We start from the raw sequence: 17,851 nt of genomic DNA, 5'->3' as shown, positions 1-17,851 counted from the left end.
AGCGAGGGATTTTAAATCCCTTGTGTCTACCAATTCCACCACCCGGGCATCGGGTGTGAAAGCGAATTGGAGCGAGTAACGAGGTTCGAACTCGTGACCTCGACCTTGGCAAGGTCGCGCTCTACCAGCTGAGCTATACTCGCAATCCAAATTACGGTTAACAACTATTTTTGGTATTAAATCCGAAAATCTTCGTCTTACCGCTTTCCAGTTAGTTGACATAGCATCTTCTAAATTTCATTTAGATGACACCCTGCCCTCTCAACACGGACGCATTCTACAGAACTTCTGGGAAGCGTCAACATAAAAAATGAATGTTTTTAACCGTTTGCTCATTTTTTATCTAAAGCGTTGAGTTTATAATCGTTTCTTGTCAAGAATTAGTCAATTCCGCCTTCGCAGCGTAGAGATATTGCACCATTGAAACTAAGGTTAGCAGTGTAGCAATTGCTAAAAGTGCATAACTTAATGTGATCATCCAAGGCGCGAGCTGCCAAATGAGTCCAATAATCGCGAGCATTTGCGCCGCTGTTTTGAACTTCCCTAACCAAGAAACCGCAACATTGCCTCTTTTACCCAGTTCGGCCATCCATTCTCTCAATGCAGAAATAACAATTTCACGACTAATAATGATAATCGTGGCTACCGTGATAAAAATGTCTTGATAGTAGGTTGCTAAGATCACCAGTGCCACACTTACCATGACTTTGTCGGCTACTGGATCGAGAAAAGCACCAAAAGGTGTCGACTGTTCCAGCTTTCGTGCTAGATAGCCATCAAGAATGTCGGTGACTGATGCCAACCAAAAAATAAACGCTGCAGCAAAAAATGCCCATGAGTATGGAAGATAAAAGATAATTGCAAACACGGGTATGAGAAGCAATCGAAATGTTGTGAGCGAGTTTGGAATATTCCACATAACTACTAAGTATTGTCTTTTTTTCTATGTTCGCATGATTGCTTAAGCTTTGTCATGCAAATGATTAAATATCTTTTCAGCCATCTCAGGGCTGATCCCAGGTACTTGCTTTAATTGGTGTATGTTAGCCGACTTCACCCCCTGCATGCCGCCTAAATATTTCAGCAGTGCTTGACGGCGTTTTTGCCCCACCCCTTCGATTTCCTCCAATACCGACTGAGTTCTTTGTTTTTGTCTCTTGTTTCTGTGACCAGCAATAGCAAAACGGTGAGACTCATCACGAATATGTTGAATAAGATGTAATGCCGGAGAGTCGCTATCGACATTGACCGTTTTGCGACCACCATCGATCAATAGCGTTTCTAAACCAGGCTTTCGACTTGTGCCTTTCGCCACGCCAATAAGGAGTGGCACTTTGTTCAAGGTCCAGGTGGCGAAAAACGACTCCGCTCTGCCAAGCTGACCTTTACCACCGTCAATAAAAATAATGTCTGGTACCTTGGCTTCGTCGGTCATTTTGCCGTAGCGCTTTTGTAATGCAAAGTCCATTGCGGCGTAATCATCCCCTGGCGTGATACCGGTAACATTGTATCGTCTGTATTCACGGTTGTTTGGTCCTTGACCATCAAACACCACGCACGAAGCGACAGTATTTTCCCCCATGGTATGGCTAATATCGAAACACTCCATGCGGTCAATATCGGTTAAGCCTAAGACAGACTTCAACGTAGCATAGCGTTTGGTCACAGAATCTTGTGCACTTTGCTTCACTTCGAGGCTGTTGCTAGCGTTTTTATTGGCCAGAGCCAAATATTGAGCTCGCTCACCACGGACATTGAATTTAAGTGTAACCTTGCTTTTCGCCACTTCTGCTAACGCCGCTTGCAATGCCTGCAGCTCTGTAATTTCAAACGGTAATACGATTTCTTTGGCGATACGAGCATGATTGCCTGTGGAAATATAATATTGGCCCAAAAATGATGTCAGCACCTCATCGGCGGTGGAGTCTTTTGGTACCTTGGGGAAATGCGTTTTGGTACCAAGCACCTTATGCTCTCGGATCATCAGAACGTGGATTGCCACCAGCCCATTACGCTGTTCATAACCAATAACATCTAATTCAGCAAAATTACCAGCAATGGATTGCTGCTCCTGCATTTGCCGTAATAAAGCAATTTGGTCACGGTGTTTTGCGGCTTTTTCAAAGTCCAGTTCAGCACTGGCTGTTTCCATCTTGGCCACCAGCGTTGCAATCACCTGTTGTGAACGACCAGTAAGAAACTGACGTACCATGGCAACTTGCTCTTGATATTCTTCGTCACTGACTTTACCAACACAGGGAGCCGAACACCGTTTTAATTGGTATTGTAAACATGGGCGGCTTCTAGCACGGTAGTAAGCGTCTTCACATTGGCGCACAGGAAAGATCTTTTGCATCAGCCTAAGACTTTCAGATACAGCGGCACTACTTGGAAATGGCCCGAAGTACTCACCTTTTTGCTTGCGGCTGCCGCGATGAAATGCTAACCGAGGGTGCGTGTGGCCACTTAGAAAAATATATGGGTAGCTTTTATCATCACGCAATAAAATATTATAGCGCGGCTGATACTTCTTTATGAGGTTGTTTTCTAATAACAGCGCTTCGGTTTCAGTATTGGTCAGTGTCACTTCAATGTTGGCAATATTACTGACCAATACTTGCGTTTTGCTGTCGCTAATGTTGCTACGAAAGTAGCTCGAAACCCGCTTTTTTAGGTTTTTGGCTTTACCGACATAAATAACCTGGCCTTGAATATCGTACATACGGTATACGCCAGGCTCTGTTGATAACGTTTTCAGAAACTGTTGGTGATCAAAATCCGTCATTTAAAAAAATACTTAATGACTACTGTCTATATCAATCATCTTATGGCGAATAGCTAAATGAGTCAGCTCAACATCGCCACCGACGTTGAGTTTTTCGAACATCCGGTAACGGTAACTATTCACCGTTTTAGAACTCAAATTAAGGCGATCTGCAATGTCTTGGGCTTTTTCACCTTTAGTGATCATCAGCATAATTTGTAACTCTCGCTCAGATAACGACTGAAAAGGGTTTTCGTCGTTACGGCCACTGAATTGTGCCAAAGCGATTTGTTGAGCTATTTCAGGTGCAATATACCTTTGTCCTGAGTTCACTGAGCGAATGGCGTTGATCACTTCATCCGGCCCTGCCCCTTTGGTTAAATAACCATGGGCACCAATTTGCATTACCTTGCTTGGAAATGGGTCTTCGCAATGTACTGTCAGCACGATGACTTTGACATCAGGGCAATAGCGGCAGATCTTTTTTGTTGCCTCTAGGCCACCGATCCCCGGCATATTCATATCCATTAGCACTATATCCGGTTCATTTTGACGACAAAACGTCACCGCTTCTTCACCGGTTTTTGCTTCACCGACCACCTTGAAGCCACGGACGTCGTCTAAAATACGTCTTATGCCTGTTCTAACTAGTTCATGATCATCAACTAAAAGCACATTAATCAATGGCACACCCTCTACATATTGCTTGTTAATCGAAGCTAAAAGTTCCGCTTTTTAACTTCCAGAGCCTTGAGATTACCACATATTTTTAAAAATCATAACGTCACAAGGGAGAGAAAAAAACAATTTTAATATGAATCAATTAGAATGCTTAAAAAGCGTAAGCTGATTGTTTATATAAACAACAATAATGGGTTGTTATGCGCCGTAGAGATTAGCAACTACGGCGCAAAAGCAGAGGTGAGGTTAGGACTGTTTTGAGAATTTATCTACCCACAGTGCAATGACTCCATCGCCGGTTACGTTACAGGCTGTGCCGAAGCTATCTTGGGCCAAATAAAGCGCGATCATTAACGCTACCGCAGCTTCATTAAAACCAAGCATACTGGTCAGTAGCCCTAATGCCGACATCACGGCACCACCAGGCGCACCAGGAGCGGCGATCATCACTATGCCTAACATGAAAATAAACGGCAGCATGGCGGTAAGCGGCGGCACACTCATATCCGGTGACAGTAACATCACCGCCATTGCACAGGTAACAATAGTAATGGTTGAACCAGACAAATGGATTGTGGCACACAGTGGCACACTAAAGTTCGCCACTTCTTCATCGACCTTGTTGGCTTTACTGGCCCGTAAAGAGACCGGAATAGTGGCAGCGCTTGACATAGTCCCTATCGCCGTAAAATAAGCAGGCAACATATTTTTAATGAGTTCTAATGGGTTTCTGCCTAATAACAAACCCGAAGCGATAAATAGCGTACTTAACCACAACCAGTGCATGATAATCGCCGCTAATAACACTACGCCAAAGGTACTCAGCGTATCAAAAACCGTTCCTGCCACTGCCATTTCGGCAAACACGCCGGCGATATAAAATGGCAACACAGGAATAATCACTTTAGCAAGTAAAGCATCAATCACGTCTCTGGCTTGATCCGTCACCTCTTTAAGCTTACCCAGCTGACATTGGCTCATGCCAATACCAAAAATAAATGCCGTCGCCAAAGCCGTCATGACTCCCATAAGTGGCGGGATCTCTATATTAATCAGGCTTTTCAGCTGCGCTTCCTCAGCGGCTTGATAGGCCACTCCGCCATCGAAAAACGGAATAAATGCATTAACTAACAGGTACGCCAATGTTCCTGCAACTACTGTAGAACCATAAGCAAAGCCCACTGTTTTGCCCAGTAAATGCCCGGAACCATGAGGCAAACCAGCGATACCTGAAGCGATGAACAAGAGAATGATAAGTGGGATGGTAAAACTAATAAGTTGGCCAATGATCACTTTAAAGGTATAGAGCAATTCCACCAGCATTAGCGGCATATACAACCCGGCTAGTATACCGGCAGCAATACCAGCCACTAATTTTAATATGAGAGACATAAGTACTTCCTAGCAAATTTCAAAGCGGTTGTTTTAACATGTTTTTACTATGATGTGCTATTAATTCGATAGAGCAGCCTTTTTTGTCTGTATTATCATGACAAAAAGTCATCAGACGTAAATAAATGCAATTAGCCGAAAAACCGTTGTTTCAGCGTGTTGCATACTATTTAATGCCCGGCCAAAGTCTCTGTAAAATAATAATAGTCATGCTTAAAGCTATTTCTCTTTGTATTGCCGCCCTAACAGGCCAGGCTTATGCGCTTAGCAGCGATAAAATACCTTATCTTGAACGTTCAGCCAAAGTAGATGGTGTACTAGAGCCGGATGTTTGGCAACACGCCCTCAAGGTCGACATTAATAACGTCACTTGGCCTTATGAAAACCAAGCCAGCCCGGTGACCACCAAGGCTTATGTTTATGAAAATGGTGAGTCTCTATTTATTGCCTTTGATGCCAACGATCCTAACCCTGATGCCATTCGTGCCTTTTATCGTGACCGTGACCGTGCTTGGGAAGACGATCTGGTCGGTTTAAAAATAGACTCTTTCAACAATGCCCAAAGTGCTTACCAATTTTTTATCAATCCACTTGGAGTACAACAAGACTCGATTGAAAATGAATTAACCAAAAGCGAAAACAGTTCTTGGAATGGTATTTGGGACAGTGCCGGCCGTATCACTGACACAGGTTACGTGGTTGAAGTGGAGATCCCACTTAGGGTACTCAACTTTAATGATTCTATTACCACCAAAACCATGGCCATGGAGTTTTTGCGCTTTTATCCAAGAAATGAGCGCTTGCGGATCTCCAGCATGCAGCTTCAGCACGCGAATTCATGCTGGATCTGTCAAATGCCCAAATACCATGGTCTTGAAAGTGCAAAACAAGGCAGTAATTTAGCGCTGATCCCCACCTTGGTCACTAACCGTCAGGAAACGCGAGATATTGATAATGGTGTCCCGGCAGATTGGCAGGCAGAAAATAATATTGAGCCTGGCCTTGATATGAAATGGGCGATCACCCCAGATACCACACTCAACGCTACCTTAAACCCTGACTTTTCGCAGGTTGAGGCCGACACCGGCCAGCTCAGTGTCAATAACAGCTTCAGCTTATTCTTTCCTGAAAAACGGGCGTTTTTCTTGGATAATTCCGACTACTTTTCTTCTCATAATAACCTGATCCACACGCGCAATATTTCGGCACCAGATTATGGTGTTAAGCTGACCAGTAATAAAAATGGCCATACCTTTGCAGGCTTCATCGCTAATGATGAGCGTCTTAATGTCTTAATTCCGGGTAACCTGGGCTCGAGTGTGGTGTCGCTTGAAAGAAAAAGCGAAAATATGGCGTTACGATACCGCCAAGATGTCAATAAATCACTCTCTGTTGGCGTGACTTCAACAACGCGACAAAGTGACGACTACCACAACCAAGTTGCCAGCATTGATGCGAAGTATAAACCCACTGACAATGACACCTTGAAACTGCAGTTCATTGCCTCTGAAACCGATTATGATCAAGCTTTTATTGACGAGCTATGTGATGGCAGTTTGTCAGACTGTGACATTAATGAAAGTGTGTTAAGGGTCACTGCCGGACAAGATACCGGCTTAGGTTATTACCTCAATTATGAACATAACCGTAAGCATTGGCGCGCCTTTACCAGCTACCAGCAACGTGATGAAGCGCTGAGAACCGATATGGGCTTTATGACCCAGGTTGACTTCAATAAGTTTCTGTTTGGTGGTGAGTACCGTTGGTATGGTGATGAAAAAAACTGGTGGAATCGTGCCCGCTGGTATGCCGATTGGGATATTTCCCATAACCACAATGGTGAGTTACTAGAAAAAGAAGTGCAAACCAACTTTGCCATTAATGGTCCGCTGCAAAGCTTTATTGACTTTGGTGTGGAGCACAGAAAGAGAACCGGTCTTAGACATAACGAAGCTTTATTAGCCATCGATGACAACACCGACTTATTTAGTGAAAACACTCAATGGGCTTATTTGGAATTTAAACCCATGGCTGGCGTGTTTGCAGGCCTCAACCTAAGAACTGGAAACCGCGTTGATTTAGCCAATAACCGTATTGGTCAACAAACCTTTGTACGCCCAGTTATAAACCTTAACCTTGGCAAACACTTTGAGGTAAGGTTCCGCCATACCTATGAACAGCTTGACGCCCAAGGGGCGGAAGTTTATACCGCCAACCTCAGCGACATTCGGCTCACTTATCAGTTTAATATCAACAGTTATTTAAGATTGGCTATTATTAATACCGATATAGAGCGCAATCAGAGCAACTACCTCGATGATGTGGATGCCAAATATAAAAGTATTAGTACCCAGCTGTTGTACTCTTATAAGTTGAACCCACAAACTGTTTTCTTTGCCGGCTACTCGGATCACGGTTATCAAGATGATGATTTGTCGAAAATAACCAAGGATGAAAAAACAGTATTCATGAAATTTAGTTATGCCTGGTTGCTTTAAAAACTGACTTTTAAATAACTAGTGGCTATAAGCAAATTTGATATATCTTATAACCATTCTTTCCTTTTATTTTACTCCACGACAAGTAAAGTGAGGGAATAAAAGTAAACCTAGTTTAGGGATCACAAATGACTAAAGTATATGCAGATAACAGCTTAACGATTGGTAACACACCATTAGTTAAAATTAACCGCGTGTCTGGCGGCAACGTATTTGCCAAAGTAGAAGCACGTAACCCGAGCTTTAGTGTGAAATGCCGTATCGGTGCCTCCATGATTTGGGAAGCCGAAAAAGCCGGCTTGCTTAGCGAAGGCAAAGAGCTAATCGAACCCACCTCAGGTAACACGGGTATTGCATTGGCATTTGTGGCTGCATCAAGAGGCTACAAACTTACGCTAACCATGCCAAACACCATGAGCCTTGAGCGTCGTAAGTTGTTAAAAGCACTAGGCGCTAATTTGGTACTGACCGAAGGTGCTAAGGGCATGAAAGGGGCAATTGAAAAGGCTAACGAGATCCAAGCTAGCAACCCTGAAAAGTACATTTTACTGCAGCAGTTTGAAAACCCAGCGAACCCGAAAATTCACTTCGAAACCACAGGTCCTGAGATCCATGATGCCCTAGACGGTAAGATTGATTATTTCGTTGCCGGTGTGGGTACTGGTGGTACTATCACAGGGGTATCACGCTATCTGAAAAACGAAAAAGGTCTTGCGGTTAAATCTATTGCCGTAGAGCCAACCGACTCACCGGTAATTACTCAAACGCTTAACGGTGAAGAAGTGAAACCCGGCCCACATAAAATTCAAGGTATCGGTGCCGGCTTTATTCCTGGCAACCTCGACCTAGAGTTAATCGATGGTACTGAGCTAGTTTCTAACGAAGACGCCATTGCCATGGCTCACCAGTTAATGAAAGATGAAGGTATCTTAGTGGGTATTTCTTCAGGAGCAGCCTTGGTTGCTGCTAAGCGCATTGCAGAAAAACCTGAAAATGTTGATAAAAACATTGTGGTTATTTTACCGAGTGCCGCTGAGCGTTACCTAACTAGCCCGCTGTTTGCAGACATGTTCTCTGAACAGGAGCTGGTTCAGTAAGCACAGTTAACACGACCATATTCAGGGAGCAACAATGCTCCCTTTCTTTTACCTAGCTCTTTTATACTCCTACACTATACTCATTAGTAATCGAAATTAAAAAGTGCTGCCATGCGACTTTTTCTATTTATTGTTTTACTGCTTACTTCTCCCCCTACAATCGCCGAGAACCTCAATGTTGCTTATTACAAACAGGGCGAGTTTAAACTCGTTGAGGGTGAGCGTCATCAGGGTGGGTATTTGTATAACAAAAATGGCAAAAATCCACAGGTGCATTTGGTCACCTTAGACTGGCCGCCTTACATTGGAGAAGCATTGTGTAATAAGGGTTGGGCTTTTCAATTTGCCGTTGCGTTACTGACCGATCTCGATTATCAAGTGTTTGTGCAATTTCTGCCTTGGGCAAGAGCAGTTCGCGCCGTTGAAACAGGCAAAGCAGACATTTTGTTTCCAGAGTACTATATTGAAGACTCCGCCCCTTCTGACAATCATAAAAACAAGACTCGCCGTGAGCTGTTGGCTTTATCGAACGCCTTTCCGGGTGGGGAAATTGGCTTTCTTAAACGTCGCGGAGAAGCGGACCGTTTTGATGGTAATTTGAGCTCAGTAAAAAATGAGGTCATTGGTGTAGTCAGAGGGTATCAAAATACCCCTGAGTTCGATGCCATGATGGATAATGGTGAGTTTGTCATCGTTGAGGCGGTGGATGATCTGCAACTAGTAAAACTACTCGCTGGCAAGCGGGTTAACTTAGTGATTGGCGACCCTAAGGTACTTAAATTTACTGTAAACTACTCAAACCTGCCGCGCTCACAAAAAATCGACTTACTACGCAGTGTGGAAAACGTCGAGCCCGCCATCAAGTATAACCATCTATACTTCGTATTGAGTAAGAAAAAGCCTCACTGGCGAACACTGCTAAAAGACATCAATATGAATTTGTACAAGTTTGAAAACAGCGGAGAAACTCAACGTATGATAGAAATGGGCAGCAACGAATGCTTTTAAGTTAATACCAATACGCATTAATACTTGCTCAATTCGAGGGAGTAAATAGACCACTTAATTAAGCGACTTGATATAACGCTAAAAACGGCGGCTGCACCAGACATTGACGCGAACACTGGCACTTTGACTAGTTAATGCCGAGATACTTGTGCACTTGTACTGATAGACGCCAGTTCTTTGCTTTACAGTTGTCTATGGCCAGCTTAGTGGCCTTCGCTTTTTGACTAATAGGCTGCAAATAAACAAGTTTTGGCTCAACTCCGGTTTGCTCAAACAGCGCTTCAAGCTCTTCAATATGCTTTTGCATGGCCACTGGGTGTTTTATCTCATCGGCACGTTGCATAGCACTGGCTAACACTTTATAGCCGCCACGCATATTAATTTTCGGTGAAACCGTCACCCAAGTTTCTGCCGGAGCCAATATTTCGAAGGTGCCACTGGTTTCAATTTGTGTGGTATACCCTAATTGGTGTAAGCGCGTACACAGTGGCCTGAGGTCGAACATACAAGGCTCACCGCCGGTGATCACCACATGCTTGGCTTGATAGCCTTTTTGCTGAAATAAAGCGACTAACTCCTCGGTATCCGTGTTGGCCCACCATTCAGAATCGGCCTTTTTTTCTACCGTTTTGTCTAATGAAACAATGTAGGTGTCTTTACTTTCCCAGGTCTGCTTAGTATCACACCAAGAGCACCCAACTGGACAACCTTGCAAGCGCAAAAATATCGAAGGTGTCCCAGTAAAGCTTGCTTCACCCTGAATGGTTTCAAAAATTTCATTAACCTTGTACAAAACGGCCCCATAAACTCTGTAGATTTGTTGAAAAATAGCCTGCAAAAATTGTCATTTGCCCAGCGGCCGTGTAGTATATCGCGCCCTGAAGTAAACCTCTATCAAAATCGAGGCAAATCACCCATGAGCGAAAAAGTTGTCGTCATCTATTCCGGTGGAATGGATTCATACACCGTTTTAAACAAAGCAGTTAGAGCTGGTCATGAGGTCTTTGCGTTGTCGTTTAATTACGGCCAAAGACACGTAAAAGAATTGCAAGTTGCTGCTGATGTTTGCCAACAGTTAGGGGTAGCACATAAGGTAGTCGACATCTCTGCGATTAACCAGTTGCTTGGTGGCTCAAGTCTGACCGACGACATAGAAGTGCCAGAAGGCCACTATGAAGAAGAAAGCATGAAAAGCACCATCGTTCCTAACCGGAATATGATTTTGCTGTCGCTTGCGGTGGGTTATGCGGTGTCATTGAAAGCCAGTAAAGTGTTTTATGGCGCGCACTCCGGGGACCACGCCATTTACCCTGACTGCCGTCCAGAATTTGTAAAAAAGATGGATGATGTTTGTCGCATCGCCAATTATGATGCCGTTGAAATTGTTTCGCCTTATCTAAACAGCAGCAAAATAGACATTCTTGCAGATGGCTTGGCCATGGGCCTTGATTATAGCCACACTTGGACCTGCTACAATGGTCGTGAACGTGCGTGTGGTAAATGTGGCGCCTGCCAAGAACGCCTAGAGGCATTTAACTTAAATAATGCCAGCGATCCCTTACCTTATGAATAATAAAGGGCCTGATGGCCCTTTTTTGTTTGTGGTTACTGAGTCTATTTCACCGGTAAGGTAACGTCTGCAAACAGTTTGTCGACATCTTCTTGGTTACGCAGCAAACTCGCCCGCTCCACTACGTCTTTTGTTAGGTGCGGTGCAAAACGCTCAATGAAATCATACATATAGCCCCGTAAGAAACTGCCTTTTCTAAAGCCAATTTTGGTCGTACTGGCCTCAAACAAATGACTTGCGTCGATACACACCAAATCATTGTCGGTTTTGTCATCCAGAGCCATTGAGGCTAGCACCCCAACTCCCAAGCCTAATCTGACATAGGTTTTAATGACGTCAGCGTCTGTTGCGGTAAATACGATATGTGGCTCTAAGCCATGGGCATTAAACGCTTTATCTAATTCAGAGCGCCCGGTAAAGCCAAACACGTAGGTAATGAGCGGGTATTTCGCCACATGTTGTACGGTGAGTGCCTTGCCTTTTTGCGCCAACGGATGATCTTTGGCCACCACAATGCTGCGATTCCAGTGGTAGCAAGGCAGCATAACCAAGTCGCTGTATAGGTGTAAAGCCTCTGTCGCAATAGCAAAATCAGCATCTCCTTTTGCCGCCGCATCTGAGATCTGTTGCGGTGTGCCTTGATGCATATGCAGAGAAACCGCTGGATACTTATTCATAAAGCCTTGAATGACAGGCGGTAAGGCATATCGTGCTTGGGTATGCGTGGTGGCAATATTGAGCTTACCCTGATCTGGCAAGGTATGTTCGTTTGCAACCGCCTTGATCCCCTCCACTTTCGATAAGATCTCTCTAGCAATATTGATGATTTCGTTGCCGGCACCGGTGACATGAGTTAGGTGCTTACCACTGCGACCAAAAATCTGTACGCCAAGCTCATCCTCTAACATGCGAACTTGTTTAGATATTCCTGGTTGAGAAGTGTATAAACTTTCTGCGGTCGCCGAGACATTGAGGTTGTGGTTTAACACTTCGACGATATATCTTAATTGTTGTAATTTCATATTGCTATTATTCTTATGATCTCTCAATACCGAGTTCACAGCTTTCGCCATCGCACCAGGTACAACCCATCAAGTACATTAATTAAAAAACACTTGCTGACCCTATAAAACTCTTAGTAGGCTAGCACATATCTGTGTAATGAGGTAGCGGCCATGGGCGCTTTAGCAGCAAATTTCACCCTATTCTCAGGGCTAGCTGTACCATTTTCTTAGCCGCACAAGTACAGCCAATCTGTTTCCTGCTGGGCCATAAACGCCCAACTGACACACTAATCTTTAAAATTAACCTCCTTGGGCAGCTTCAGCTATACTAAAAAATAATGAGTTATTTATCTTTTTTACAGGTAATGGTCCTAAACCTGTTCAGAAAGTATTGAATTCATGTAAGATAAAAACATGATACCGGTGGTTACATGAAAGAGATTTCAGTATGTTTGTTTCTATTATAATAATATTGATTGTTGCATTAATCGTTATTGCCGTTTGGGTAAGTGCGATTCAACAACATAAAGAGAAACAAGAAGCAGAGCGACGTAAAGAGCTGGCAAAACAAAAGCGCATCATTGAAGAAGCTGAAGACGTTATTATGAACAGTAGTAATATTCCCATGTCTGAAGCGATTATTCGTATTATTCAGCGTCGCGTACATGATGCCTTGGCAGTGATGGTAGAGCTATCGCCTACTTCAAGAGAGTTAAAAAGCCGGCTTAATGAGTCACAAGAGCGTTTGAACAACGCCCCTGAAAACACCTCTGAAGCCGACAGTTTATCTTTACCAGACAACGACAAGCAGATTGTTGCTTTAGTACAAGGCATAAAGAAGTTAAGACACTTGTTGCGCTCAGAGCACAGCAAAGGCAAAGTCGACACGCAGTTGTTTGTCAGTGAAGATCGTAAGTTAGAACGCTTTCAGCTGAAAATTAATGTCGAAAGCCAGATTAAACGAGGTGTTTCGGCACGCACTGCCAATATGGTTGGTTCTGCAAGACAGTACTTTGAGAAAGCTTACGCCACTATCTGCTCGGTTTCGCATACCGATGACTACGTAAAAGAAAGAAAAGCACTATTAGAGAACTACCTCGAGGAGATCAGTACCGAGTTACGAGCCTCTAATGCCTCTGCGGTGAAGAAAAAAGCAGAACAAGAACAAGACGACCTCGATGTCTTGTTCGCGCCGAAAAAGAAATGGTAAACCATTGGCTGGGTATTGCACCCAGCCACACTTTCCTAGCCTGACACGGCAAATTTCACTACAAATAACAGCGTTAAAACCCACACGCTTATACTGATCTCATTGGCTTTGTTACACACCAATTTAACCGCGGTGTAGGAAATAAACCCTAACGCAATACCATGGGCTATTGAGAAGGTTAAAGGCGTCATTAACAACACCACACTCACAGGAATGGCGTCGCTCATTTCATCCCAGTTTATCAGCTTGAGGTTTTGTAACATCAGTACTGCGACATACAGTATCGCTCCGGCAGTAGCATAAGCAGGTACCATTTGCGCCAATGGTGCAAAGAACATCATCAGTAAAAAGCACATGCCAACCACCACAGAGGTTAGCCCGGTTCTGCCACCAACAGACACCCCAGATACCGACTCAATGTATGAAGTTGTGGTTGAAGTACCGAGCACAGAGCCTGCGATGGTGGCGCTGCTGTCAGCTGACAATGCACGCCCCAACCTTGGCATACGACCATGCTCATCGGAGATGCCAGCTTTTTGTGTCACGGCCACTAAAGTGCCACTGGTATCAAAAAGGTCTACAAACAAAAAAGCAAACACGACACTCAACATGGACAGCTCAAAAATACCGTTTAAATCAAGTTGCATGTAGGTTGGTGCTATACTCGGTGGCATATCCACCACACCTTGGTAATCGACAAGACCCAAATACCAAGCCACCGCGGTCACCATTAAAATGCTAATAAGTACCCCACTTTTCACTTCTCTGTACATCAATGCCGCTATCACAAAGAAACTGGCAATGGCCAGCAAAGGGCCCGGAGAAGTAATCTCACCAAGTTGCACTAATGTTGCTGGGCTGGCTACTACTATCTCTGCATTTTTTAGTGCAATAAGGGCTAAGAAAGCCCCTATGCCGGCGGCAATTGCCCGCTTCAATACCAATGGAATGGCTTGGATCACCCATTCACGTACTTTAAAGACACTCAGCAGTAAAAATAGGCACCCTGACATAAACACTGCGCCTAATGCACTTTGCCAAGTGTAGCCCATCCCCAATACCACACCATAGGTAAAGAATGCGTTTAAGCCCATACCTGGTGCCAGTGCGATGGGGTAATTTGCCCAAAACCCCATGATAAAACAACCTATGGCCGCAGCGATGCAGGTTGCCACAAACGCGGCTCCGTGATCCATCCCGGCTTCTGCTAACATCGCAGGGTTTACGAAGACGATATACACCATAGTGACGAAGGTAGTTAAGCCGGCAATCACTTCCGTTTTTGCTGAAGTGTGCATGGCGTGTAAAGAAAATAAGCGTTCGAGCATGATTAATATATAATATAAGGAAACAAGTGCTTGGATTTTAACACGAATCACTTTAAAACTCGGACAAAATAGTTAAAATTCAGCTACACTCTGCTTATAGATAAAATGGCGACGACAGATATGGATCAAAACAACAGTGACAACTCAGCTAATCATGATTTAGAACAGCAACTGCTGAATGTGCTGGAGTTTGTGACTTCGCCATTAAAGTCAGACGTTAAGTTTCCAGATTTAGATGACAACAGCCAAGCAGTAAAAAAAGGCCTTTACTACCTTAAAGAAAAGTCATTCCCGTTGGCGGCTAAGTGGCTCAGGCTCGCTGCCATGTCTGGCGATCTAAAAGCCCAGTTTTTCTTAGGTTTATTGTTTATGAAAGGCCAAGGCGTGCCACCTAGTCCTTTTCATGCCGCCGCTTGGCTCTCACTTGCCAGTAGCCAAGGCCATAAAGGCGCGGAGCAAATCCTGATGGATGTCAGGCGCTTTCTCACCACCAAGCGCTTTCGTGATGCTCAGTGTTATGCTGCAACCTTGTATGAGCAAATCCATCAATTACAACATTCTATTTAACGCTACTTAAACGCTCACTTCTGCGCCTCTAGCCATTCTTTATGGCTTAGTCCAATGCGCTTAATAATAAGCGTTTAAGCCAGTATGTGCAGTAGCCAAAAAACCTTTTGCAATAACATGCTTTAAGTGAGGTTATCTAAGGGCTGCAAACGTCAATTTACCTTTCTTACCTGCTACTGGTATTAAGCCAGTATGGCGATACTAACTACTGTATGTGTCACCCTGCTACCATACAGTAGTACTGTATATTTACACTGGATGCTGCCTCAGCAAAGTGCGTTTATTTATTTCCCCATCACATTGGCCTCTTAACTGAAAAACATAACCAATTGATTTTGATGAACTTTAATGTTCTTTTTTTATTCTACAGCAATAATTGTCTAAAAAAATAGCAATTATCGCTTGCTTTCAACACCTGTATAAACTACTGTATACACATACTGTATAGATAACCAGTGAGATGATTATGTTACAAGCAAATACCTATCTAACACCAGTGAAGCCAACACCAAAAGCACTCGATAACCATCTTGATGTTGTGGTTGAAGATGAGATCGTTGCCAGCCTTGAGCTAATGAAAGTGCTACATAAGTGTCAAAACAAAGAGGGCTGGACCTTGCTTGTGGCACCCGACAACGTACCCAACAAATCTTTACTTGAAAGTACGTCAATCGATGTCGGCAAATTACTGATAATCAGAAAAAAGCACATCTATGATTTACAGTACGTATTGAACAGCGCTATTGGCAATGGCAACTTTGCTGCGGTAGTGTTGTGGACTGACATTGCCAACACTGACATGCTAGCGCAAATGAACTTGCCACAAACCGAAGTCAGCATACATTGTTTCCAAAGTGCTTAACACGGTACAATAACGGCATCCATCAGTAATGATTAAAAGCGTATGCTCTGTTATTGCAATTCTGAACTGGCATTTTCGCAGTGTTGCGAGCCAATTATTAACGGCCAAATTCTGGCCCCAACACCTGAAGCCTTAATGCGCTCTAGGTACAGCGCTTATTGTATTGGTCATGCTGACTACATCCACCGTAGTTATGCTAATAACAAACAAGCAGAAAACAGCATCACAGATATTGCTGCTTTTGCCGGGCATTGTGAGTTTATACGCTTAGAGGTGCTCGATAGTGTCATCAGTAAGGATACTGGCGAGGTTGAGTTCAAAGCCCATTATCTTGCCGATAATTGCCATCACACTTTGCATGAACGCTCAAACTTTATCGTAGAAAATGAGCAATGGCGTTATTTAGATGGTTTCCTTTTCGACACCCCAATAATCAAGCTGGGACGCAACGATCCTTGCCCGTGCGGCAGTCAAAAGAAATATAAAAAATGCCATGGTAAATAACCTAGTTACTTCGAAAGTGGCTGAAGATAAACACGAATAAAGAAATGCGAACCATCCACCATGGGTATTGCAAGAATCTGACTAAGTTATCTCGTAGTGGGTTATGAAGCTTGAATGCAGGCGGGGCTGTCGAGGAGAGAGTGTGGCCTCAAGTATGGTTAGCAACGGCTGTATTAGCCTATTGCAGATCTACACCTAGCCATGCTGCTGCAACTTTAAGAAATTTGCTTTATTCAATTGCTCTATCTAAAGTTGATAAGCGTGTCGCAACATAGTTCCTGTGCCTTGATACCGTCAAACCCCTTGCGCCTTTGAAGACTTAGAAAAACTTTTGCCCTATGCCCTAGTTGTTCTGAGAATAAAAACCTTTACACCAATAGCGTCGCATAGGCTCCGGTCCATTAAGCGAGTAGCAATGCGGATTTGGTATTAAGCCGTAGCCTTAAGCATACTTTGCATGTCTCCAGCAGCAAGCTGATCATAAAAACCGGCTGCATCCATTGGTTTATCGGTAACCAAGTCAAGCTTGCCCTGCGCTTTGGCTAAGCGCTGTTTTACTGCCGGTTCTAAGTTTTCCACCACTTCAAGCGGAACATGTTTTTTATCATTTCTCGCGGCTAAAGGCTCGGGATTAAGACACTCTTTCAGTCGCAGTGAGGTCAGCGCCCCGCTTGCTACCAACAGAGCATTATCTTGACCGATTAACATGTCGAACTGAGCTGGGGCAAGCGGTTTTTGCGGCCCAACTTGAAGCTCTTTTTTTAGCGCTTCTTCAGAGCGGTCTGCTTGTTGCTGCTGCGATTTTGGTAAATGAAACTGGCTAAAATCTAACGCATCATGGGATAGCATTGATAACAGCATGGCAAAATCAGCCGAACGCGTTTCATGAATACTGATGTTTAACGCTGAGCCTAATTGCGATTCACTGATTAAAACGCCATCAATTTGCATGTATTCCAACCATTTCTTTTGTTGTTTGGATTTTTATCGGCATTTTTGACAAAAACTTTAGCTGTTTTCTTTACTTCAAAAAAAACTTTGTTATTATCACCGCCGTTGTTTTGGAGGGGTTCCCGAGCGGCCAAAGGGATCAGACTGTAAATCTGACGGCTCTGCCTTCGCTGGTTCGAATCCAGCTCCCTCCACCATAACAACTAAGTTACAATACGAAAATTCGGAGGGGTTCCCGAGCGGCCAAAGGGATCAGACTGTAAATCTGACGGCTCTGCCTTCGCTGGTTCGAATCCAGCTCCCTCCACCACTTTTCCATTGTAGCGCTTTAAAAAGATAATTCCGGAGGGGTTCCCGAGTGGCCAAAGGGATCAGACTGTAAATCTGACGGCTCTGCCTTCGCTGGTTCGAATCC

16 protein-coding genes and 3 tRNA genes are annotated in these 17,851 nt (G+C 44.0%); 10 read left to right on the top strand and 9 right to left on the bottom strand.

Features of this window, described 5'->3' with window-relative positions; all coding sequences use genetic code 11:
• Positions 1 to 67 precede the first annotated feature (67 nt).
• The 5 genes from ACNKW2_RS17170 to ACNKW2_RS17150 form a co-directional block, all read right to left on the bottom strand.
• Positions 68 to 143 (bottom strand) — tRNA-Gly (locus tag ACNKW2_RS17170).
• 230 nt (positions 144 to 373) lie between these two features.
• Positions 374 to 919, bottom strand: coding sequence for a CDP-diacylglycerol--glycerol-3-phosphate 3-phosphatidyltransferase (gene pgsA / locus ACNKW2_RS17165; protein WP_419149652.1), 546 nt, complete (start codon positions 917 to 919; stop codon positions 374 to 376).
• Positions 920 to 961: 42 nt separating this feature from the next.
• Complete coding sequence (uvrC, locus tag ACNKW2_RS17160; RefSeq protein WP_419149651.1) at positions 962 to 2,785, bottom strand: excinuclease ABC subunit UvrC; 1,824 nt, start codon at positions 2,783 to 2,785, stop codon at positions 962 to 964.
• Between the two features lie 12 nt (positions 2,786 to 2,797).
• Positions 2,798 to 3,448 carry a UvrY/SirA/GacA family response regulator transcription factor gene (uvrY, locus tag ACNKW2_RS17155; protein ID WP_336566623.1) on the bottom strand — a complete coding sequence of 217 codons (651 nt, stop codon included), beginning with the start codon at positions 3,446 to 3,448 and terminating at the stop codon, positions 2,798 to 2,800.
• 243 nt (positions 3,449 to 3,691) lie between these two features.
• Positions 3,692 to 4,837 carry a dicarboxylate/amino acid:cation symporter gene (locus ACNKW2_RS17150; RefSeq protein WP_419149650.1) on the bottom strand — a complete coding sequence of 382 codons (1,146 nt, stop codon included), beginning with the start codon at positions 4,835 to 4,837 and terminating at the stop codon, positions 3,692 to 3,694.
• A gap of 209 nt (positions 4,838 to 5,046) precedes the next feature.
• Between ACNKW2_RS17150 and ACNKW2_RS17145 the strand changes: the two genes are divergently transcribed.
• The 3 genes from ACNKW2_RS17145 (at position 5,047) to ACNKW2_RS17135 (ending at position 9,440) form a co-directional block, all read left to right on the top strand.
• Positions 5,047 to 7,335 (top strand): carbohydrate binding family 9 domain-containing protein, encoded by a 2,289-nt coding sequence (locus ACNKW2_RS17145; protein ID WP_419149649.1) that lies wholly within the window; start codon positions 5,047 to 5,049, stop codon positions 7,333 to 7,335.
• 128 nt (positions 7,336 to 7,463) lie between these two features.
• Positions 7,464 to 8,432, top strand: a complete 969-nt coding sequence (gene cysK, locus ACNKW2_RS17140) for a cysteine synthase A (protein WP_419149647.1) — start codon at positions 7,464 to 7,466, stop codon at positions 8,430 to 8,432.
• Between the two features lie 111 nt (positions 8,433 to 8,543).
• Positions 8,544 to 9,440, top strand: coding sequence for a substrate-binding periplasmic protein (locus ACNKW2_RS17135; protein WP_419149646.1), 897 nt, complete (start codon positions 8,544 to 8,546; stop codon positions 9,438 to 9,440).
• Positions 9,441 to 9,567: 127 nt separating this feature from the next.
• Here ACNKW2_RS17135 and queE read toward each other — a convergent pair whose 3' ends face one another.
• On the bottom strand, positions 9,568 to 10,233 hold the full coding sequence (queE, locus tag ACNKW2_RS17130) for a 7-carboxy-7-deazaguanine synthase QueE (protein WP_419149645.1): 666 nt from the start codon (positions 10,231 to 10,233) through the stop codon (positions 9,568 to 9,570).
• A 123-nt stretch (positions 10,234 to 10,356) separates the two neighbouring features.
• Between queE and queC the strand changes: the two genes are divergently transcribed.
• Positions 10,357 to 11,013: a 7-cyano-7-deazaguanine synthase QueC gene (queC, locus tag ACNKW2_RS17125; RefSeq protein ID WP_419149644.1), complete on the top strand. Its 657-nt coding sequence runs from the start codon at positions 10,357 to 10,359 to the stop codon at positions 11,011 to 11,013.
• 41 nt (positions 11,014 to 11,054) lie between these two features.
• Here queC and cysB read toward each other — a convergent pair whose 3' ends face one another.
• A complete protein-coding gene (gene cysB, locus ACNKW2_RS17120; protein ID WP_419149643.1) occupies positions 11,055 to 12,032 on the bottom strand; it encodes an HTH-type transcriptional regulator CysB in 978 nt (325 codons plus the stop codon).
• Between the two features lie 430 nt (positions 12,033 to 12,462).
• On the opposite strand from cysB, the gene ACNKW2_RS17115 reads away from it, so the two are divergent.
• Positions 12,463 to 13,224 (top strand): hypothetical protein, encoded by a 762-nt coding sequence (locus ACNKW2_RS17115; RefSeq protein WP_336566634.1) that lies wholly within the window; start codon positions 12,463 to 12,465, stop codon positions 13,222 to 13,224.
• 35 nt (positions 13,225 to 13,259) lie between these two features.
• On the opposite strand, the gene ACNKW2_RS17110 is transcribed toward ACNKW2_RS17115, so the two are convergent.
• Positions 13,260 to 14,552, bottom strand: coding sequence for an NCS2 family permease (locus ACNKW2_RS17110; protein WP_419149642.1), 1,293 nt, complete (start codon positions 14,550 to 14,552; stop codon positions 13,260 to 13,262).
• Between the two features lie 120 nt (positions 14,553 to 14,672).
• Here ACNKW2_RS17110 and ACNKW2_RS17105 point away from each other — a divergent pair, with 120 nt between their 5' ends.
• From ACNKW2_RS17105 to ACNKW2_RS17095, 3 genes are all read left to right on the top strand, one after another.
• Complete coding sequence (locus tag ACNKW2_RS17105; RefSeq protein ID WP_419149641.1) at positions 14,673 to 15,119, top strand: tetratricopeptide repeat protein; 447 nt, start codon at positions 14,673 to 14,675, stop codon at positions 15,117 to 15,119.
• Positions 15,120 to 15,585: 466 nt separating this feature from the next.
• The gene (locus ACNKW2_RS17100; RefSeq protein ID WP_419149640.1) at positions 15,586 to 15,981 is read left to right on the top strand and encodes a hypothetical protein; all 396 of its coding nucleotides are present in this window, start codon (positions 15,586 to 15,588) and stop codon (positions 15,979 to 15,981) included.
• A gap of 42 nt (positions 15,982 to 16,023) precedes the next feature.
• Positions 16,024 to 16,485, top strand: coding sequence for a YchJ family protein (locus tag ACNKW2_RS17095; protein ID WP_419149639.1), 462 nt, complete (start codon positions 16,024 to 16,026; stop codon positions 16,483 to 16,485).
• Positions 16,486 to 16,914: 429 nt separating this feature from the next.
• Here the strand turns inward: ACNKW2_RS17095 and ACNKW2_RS17090 are convergent, their stop codons facing one another.
• Positions 16,915 to 17,436 (bottom strand): VC2046/SO_2500 family protein, encoded by a 522-nt coding sequence (locus ACNKW2_RS17090; RefSeq protein WP_419149638.1) that lies wholly within the window; start codon positions 17,434 to 17,436, stop codon positions 16,915 to 16,917.
• 112 nt (positions 17,437 to 17,548) lie between these two features.
• Here ACNKW2_RS17090 and ACNKW2_RS17085 point away from each other — a divergent pair.
• Positions 17,549 to 17,633 (top strand) — tRNA-Tyr (locus ACNKW2_RS17085).
• A gap of 28 nt (positions 17,634 to 17,661) precedes the next feature.
• Positions 17,662 to 17,746 (top strand) — tRNA-Tyr (locus ACNKW2_RS17080).
• Positions 17,747 to 17,851 lie beyond the last annotated feature (105 nt).

Source organism: Pseudoalteromonas 'SMAR' (assembly GCF_048515945.1).
In the GTDB taxonomy this organism is placed as follows: Bacteria; Pseudomonadota; Gammaproteobacteria; order Enterobacterales; family Alteromonadaceae; genus Pseudoalteromonas.
The sequence above is the reverse complement of the archived record's forward strand: the minus strand, read 5'-3'. Positions and strand labels throughout refer to the sequence as shown.

Bases quoted from the DNA above. Each gene is read 5' to 3' on its own strand.
- pgsA (WP_419149652.1), bottom strand. From the start codon at position 919: ATGTGGAATATTCCAAACTCGCTCACAACATTTCGATTGCTTCTCATA.
- uvrC (WP_419149651.1), bottom strand. From the start codon at position 2,785: ATGACGGATTTTGATCACCAACAGTTTCTGAAAACGTTATCAACAGAG.
- ACNKW2_RS17150 (WP_419149650.1), bottom strand. From the start codon at position 4,837: ATGTCTCTCATATTAAAATTAGTGGCTGGTATTGCTGCCGGTATACTA.
- ACNKW2_RS17145 (WP_419149649.1), top strand. From the start codon at position 5,047: ATGCTTAAAGCTATTTCTCTTTGTATTGCCGCCCTAACAGGCCAGGCT.
- cysK (WP_419149647.1), top strand. From the start codon at position 7,464: ATGACTAAAGTATATGCAGATAACAGCTTAACGATTGGTAACACACCA.
- ACNKW2_RS17135 (WP_419149646.1), top strand. From the start codon at position 8,544: ATGCGACTTTTTCTATTTATTGTTTTACTGCTTACTTCTCCCCCTACA.
- queC (WP_419149644.1), top strand. From the start codon at position 10,357: ATGAGCGAAAAAGTTGTCGTCATCTATTCCGGTGGAATGGATTCATAC.
- cysB (WP_419149643.1), bottom strand. From the start codon at position 12,032: ATGAAATTACAACAATTAAGATATATCGTCGAAGTGTTAAACCACAAC.
- ACNKW2_RS17115 (WP_336566634.1), top strand. From the start codon at position 12,463: ATGTTTGTTTCTATTATAATAATATTGATTGTTGCATTAATCGTTATT.
- ACNKW2_RS17110 (WP_419149642.1), bottom strand. From the start codon at position 14,552: ATGCTCGAACGCTTATTTTCTTTACACGCCATGCACACTTCAGCAAAA.
- ACNKW2_RS17105 (WP_419149641.1), top strand. From the start codon at position 14,673: ATGGATCAAAACAACAGTGACAACTCAGCTAATCATGATTTAGAACAG.
- ACNKW2_RS17100 (WP_419149640.1), top strand. From the start codon at position 15,586: ATGTTACAAGCAAATACCTATCTAACACCAGTGAAGCCAACACCAAAA.
- ACNKW2_RS17095 (WP_419149639.1), top strand. From the start codon at position 16,024: ATGCTCTGTTATTGCAATTCTGAACTGGCATTTTCGCAGTGTTGCGAG.
- ACNKW2_RS17090 (WP_419149638.1), bottom strand. From the start codon at position 17,436: ATGCAAATTGATGGCGTTTTAATCAGTGAATCGCAATTAGGCTCAGCG.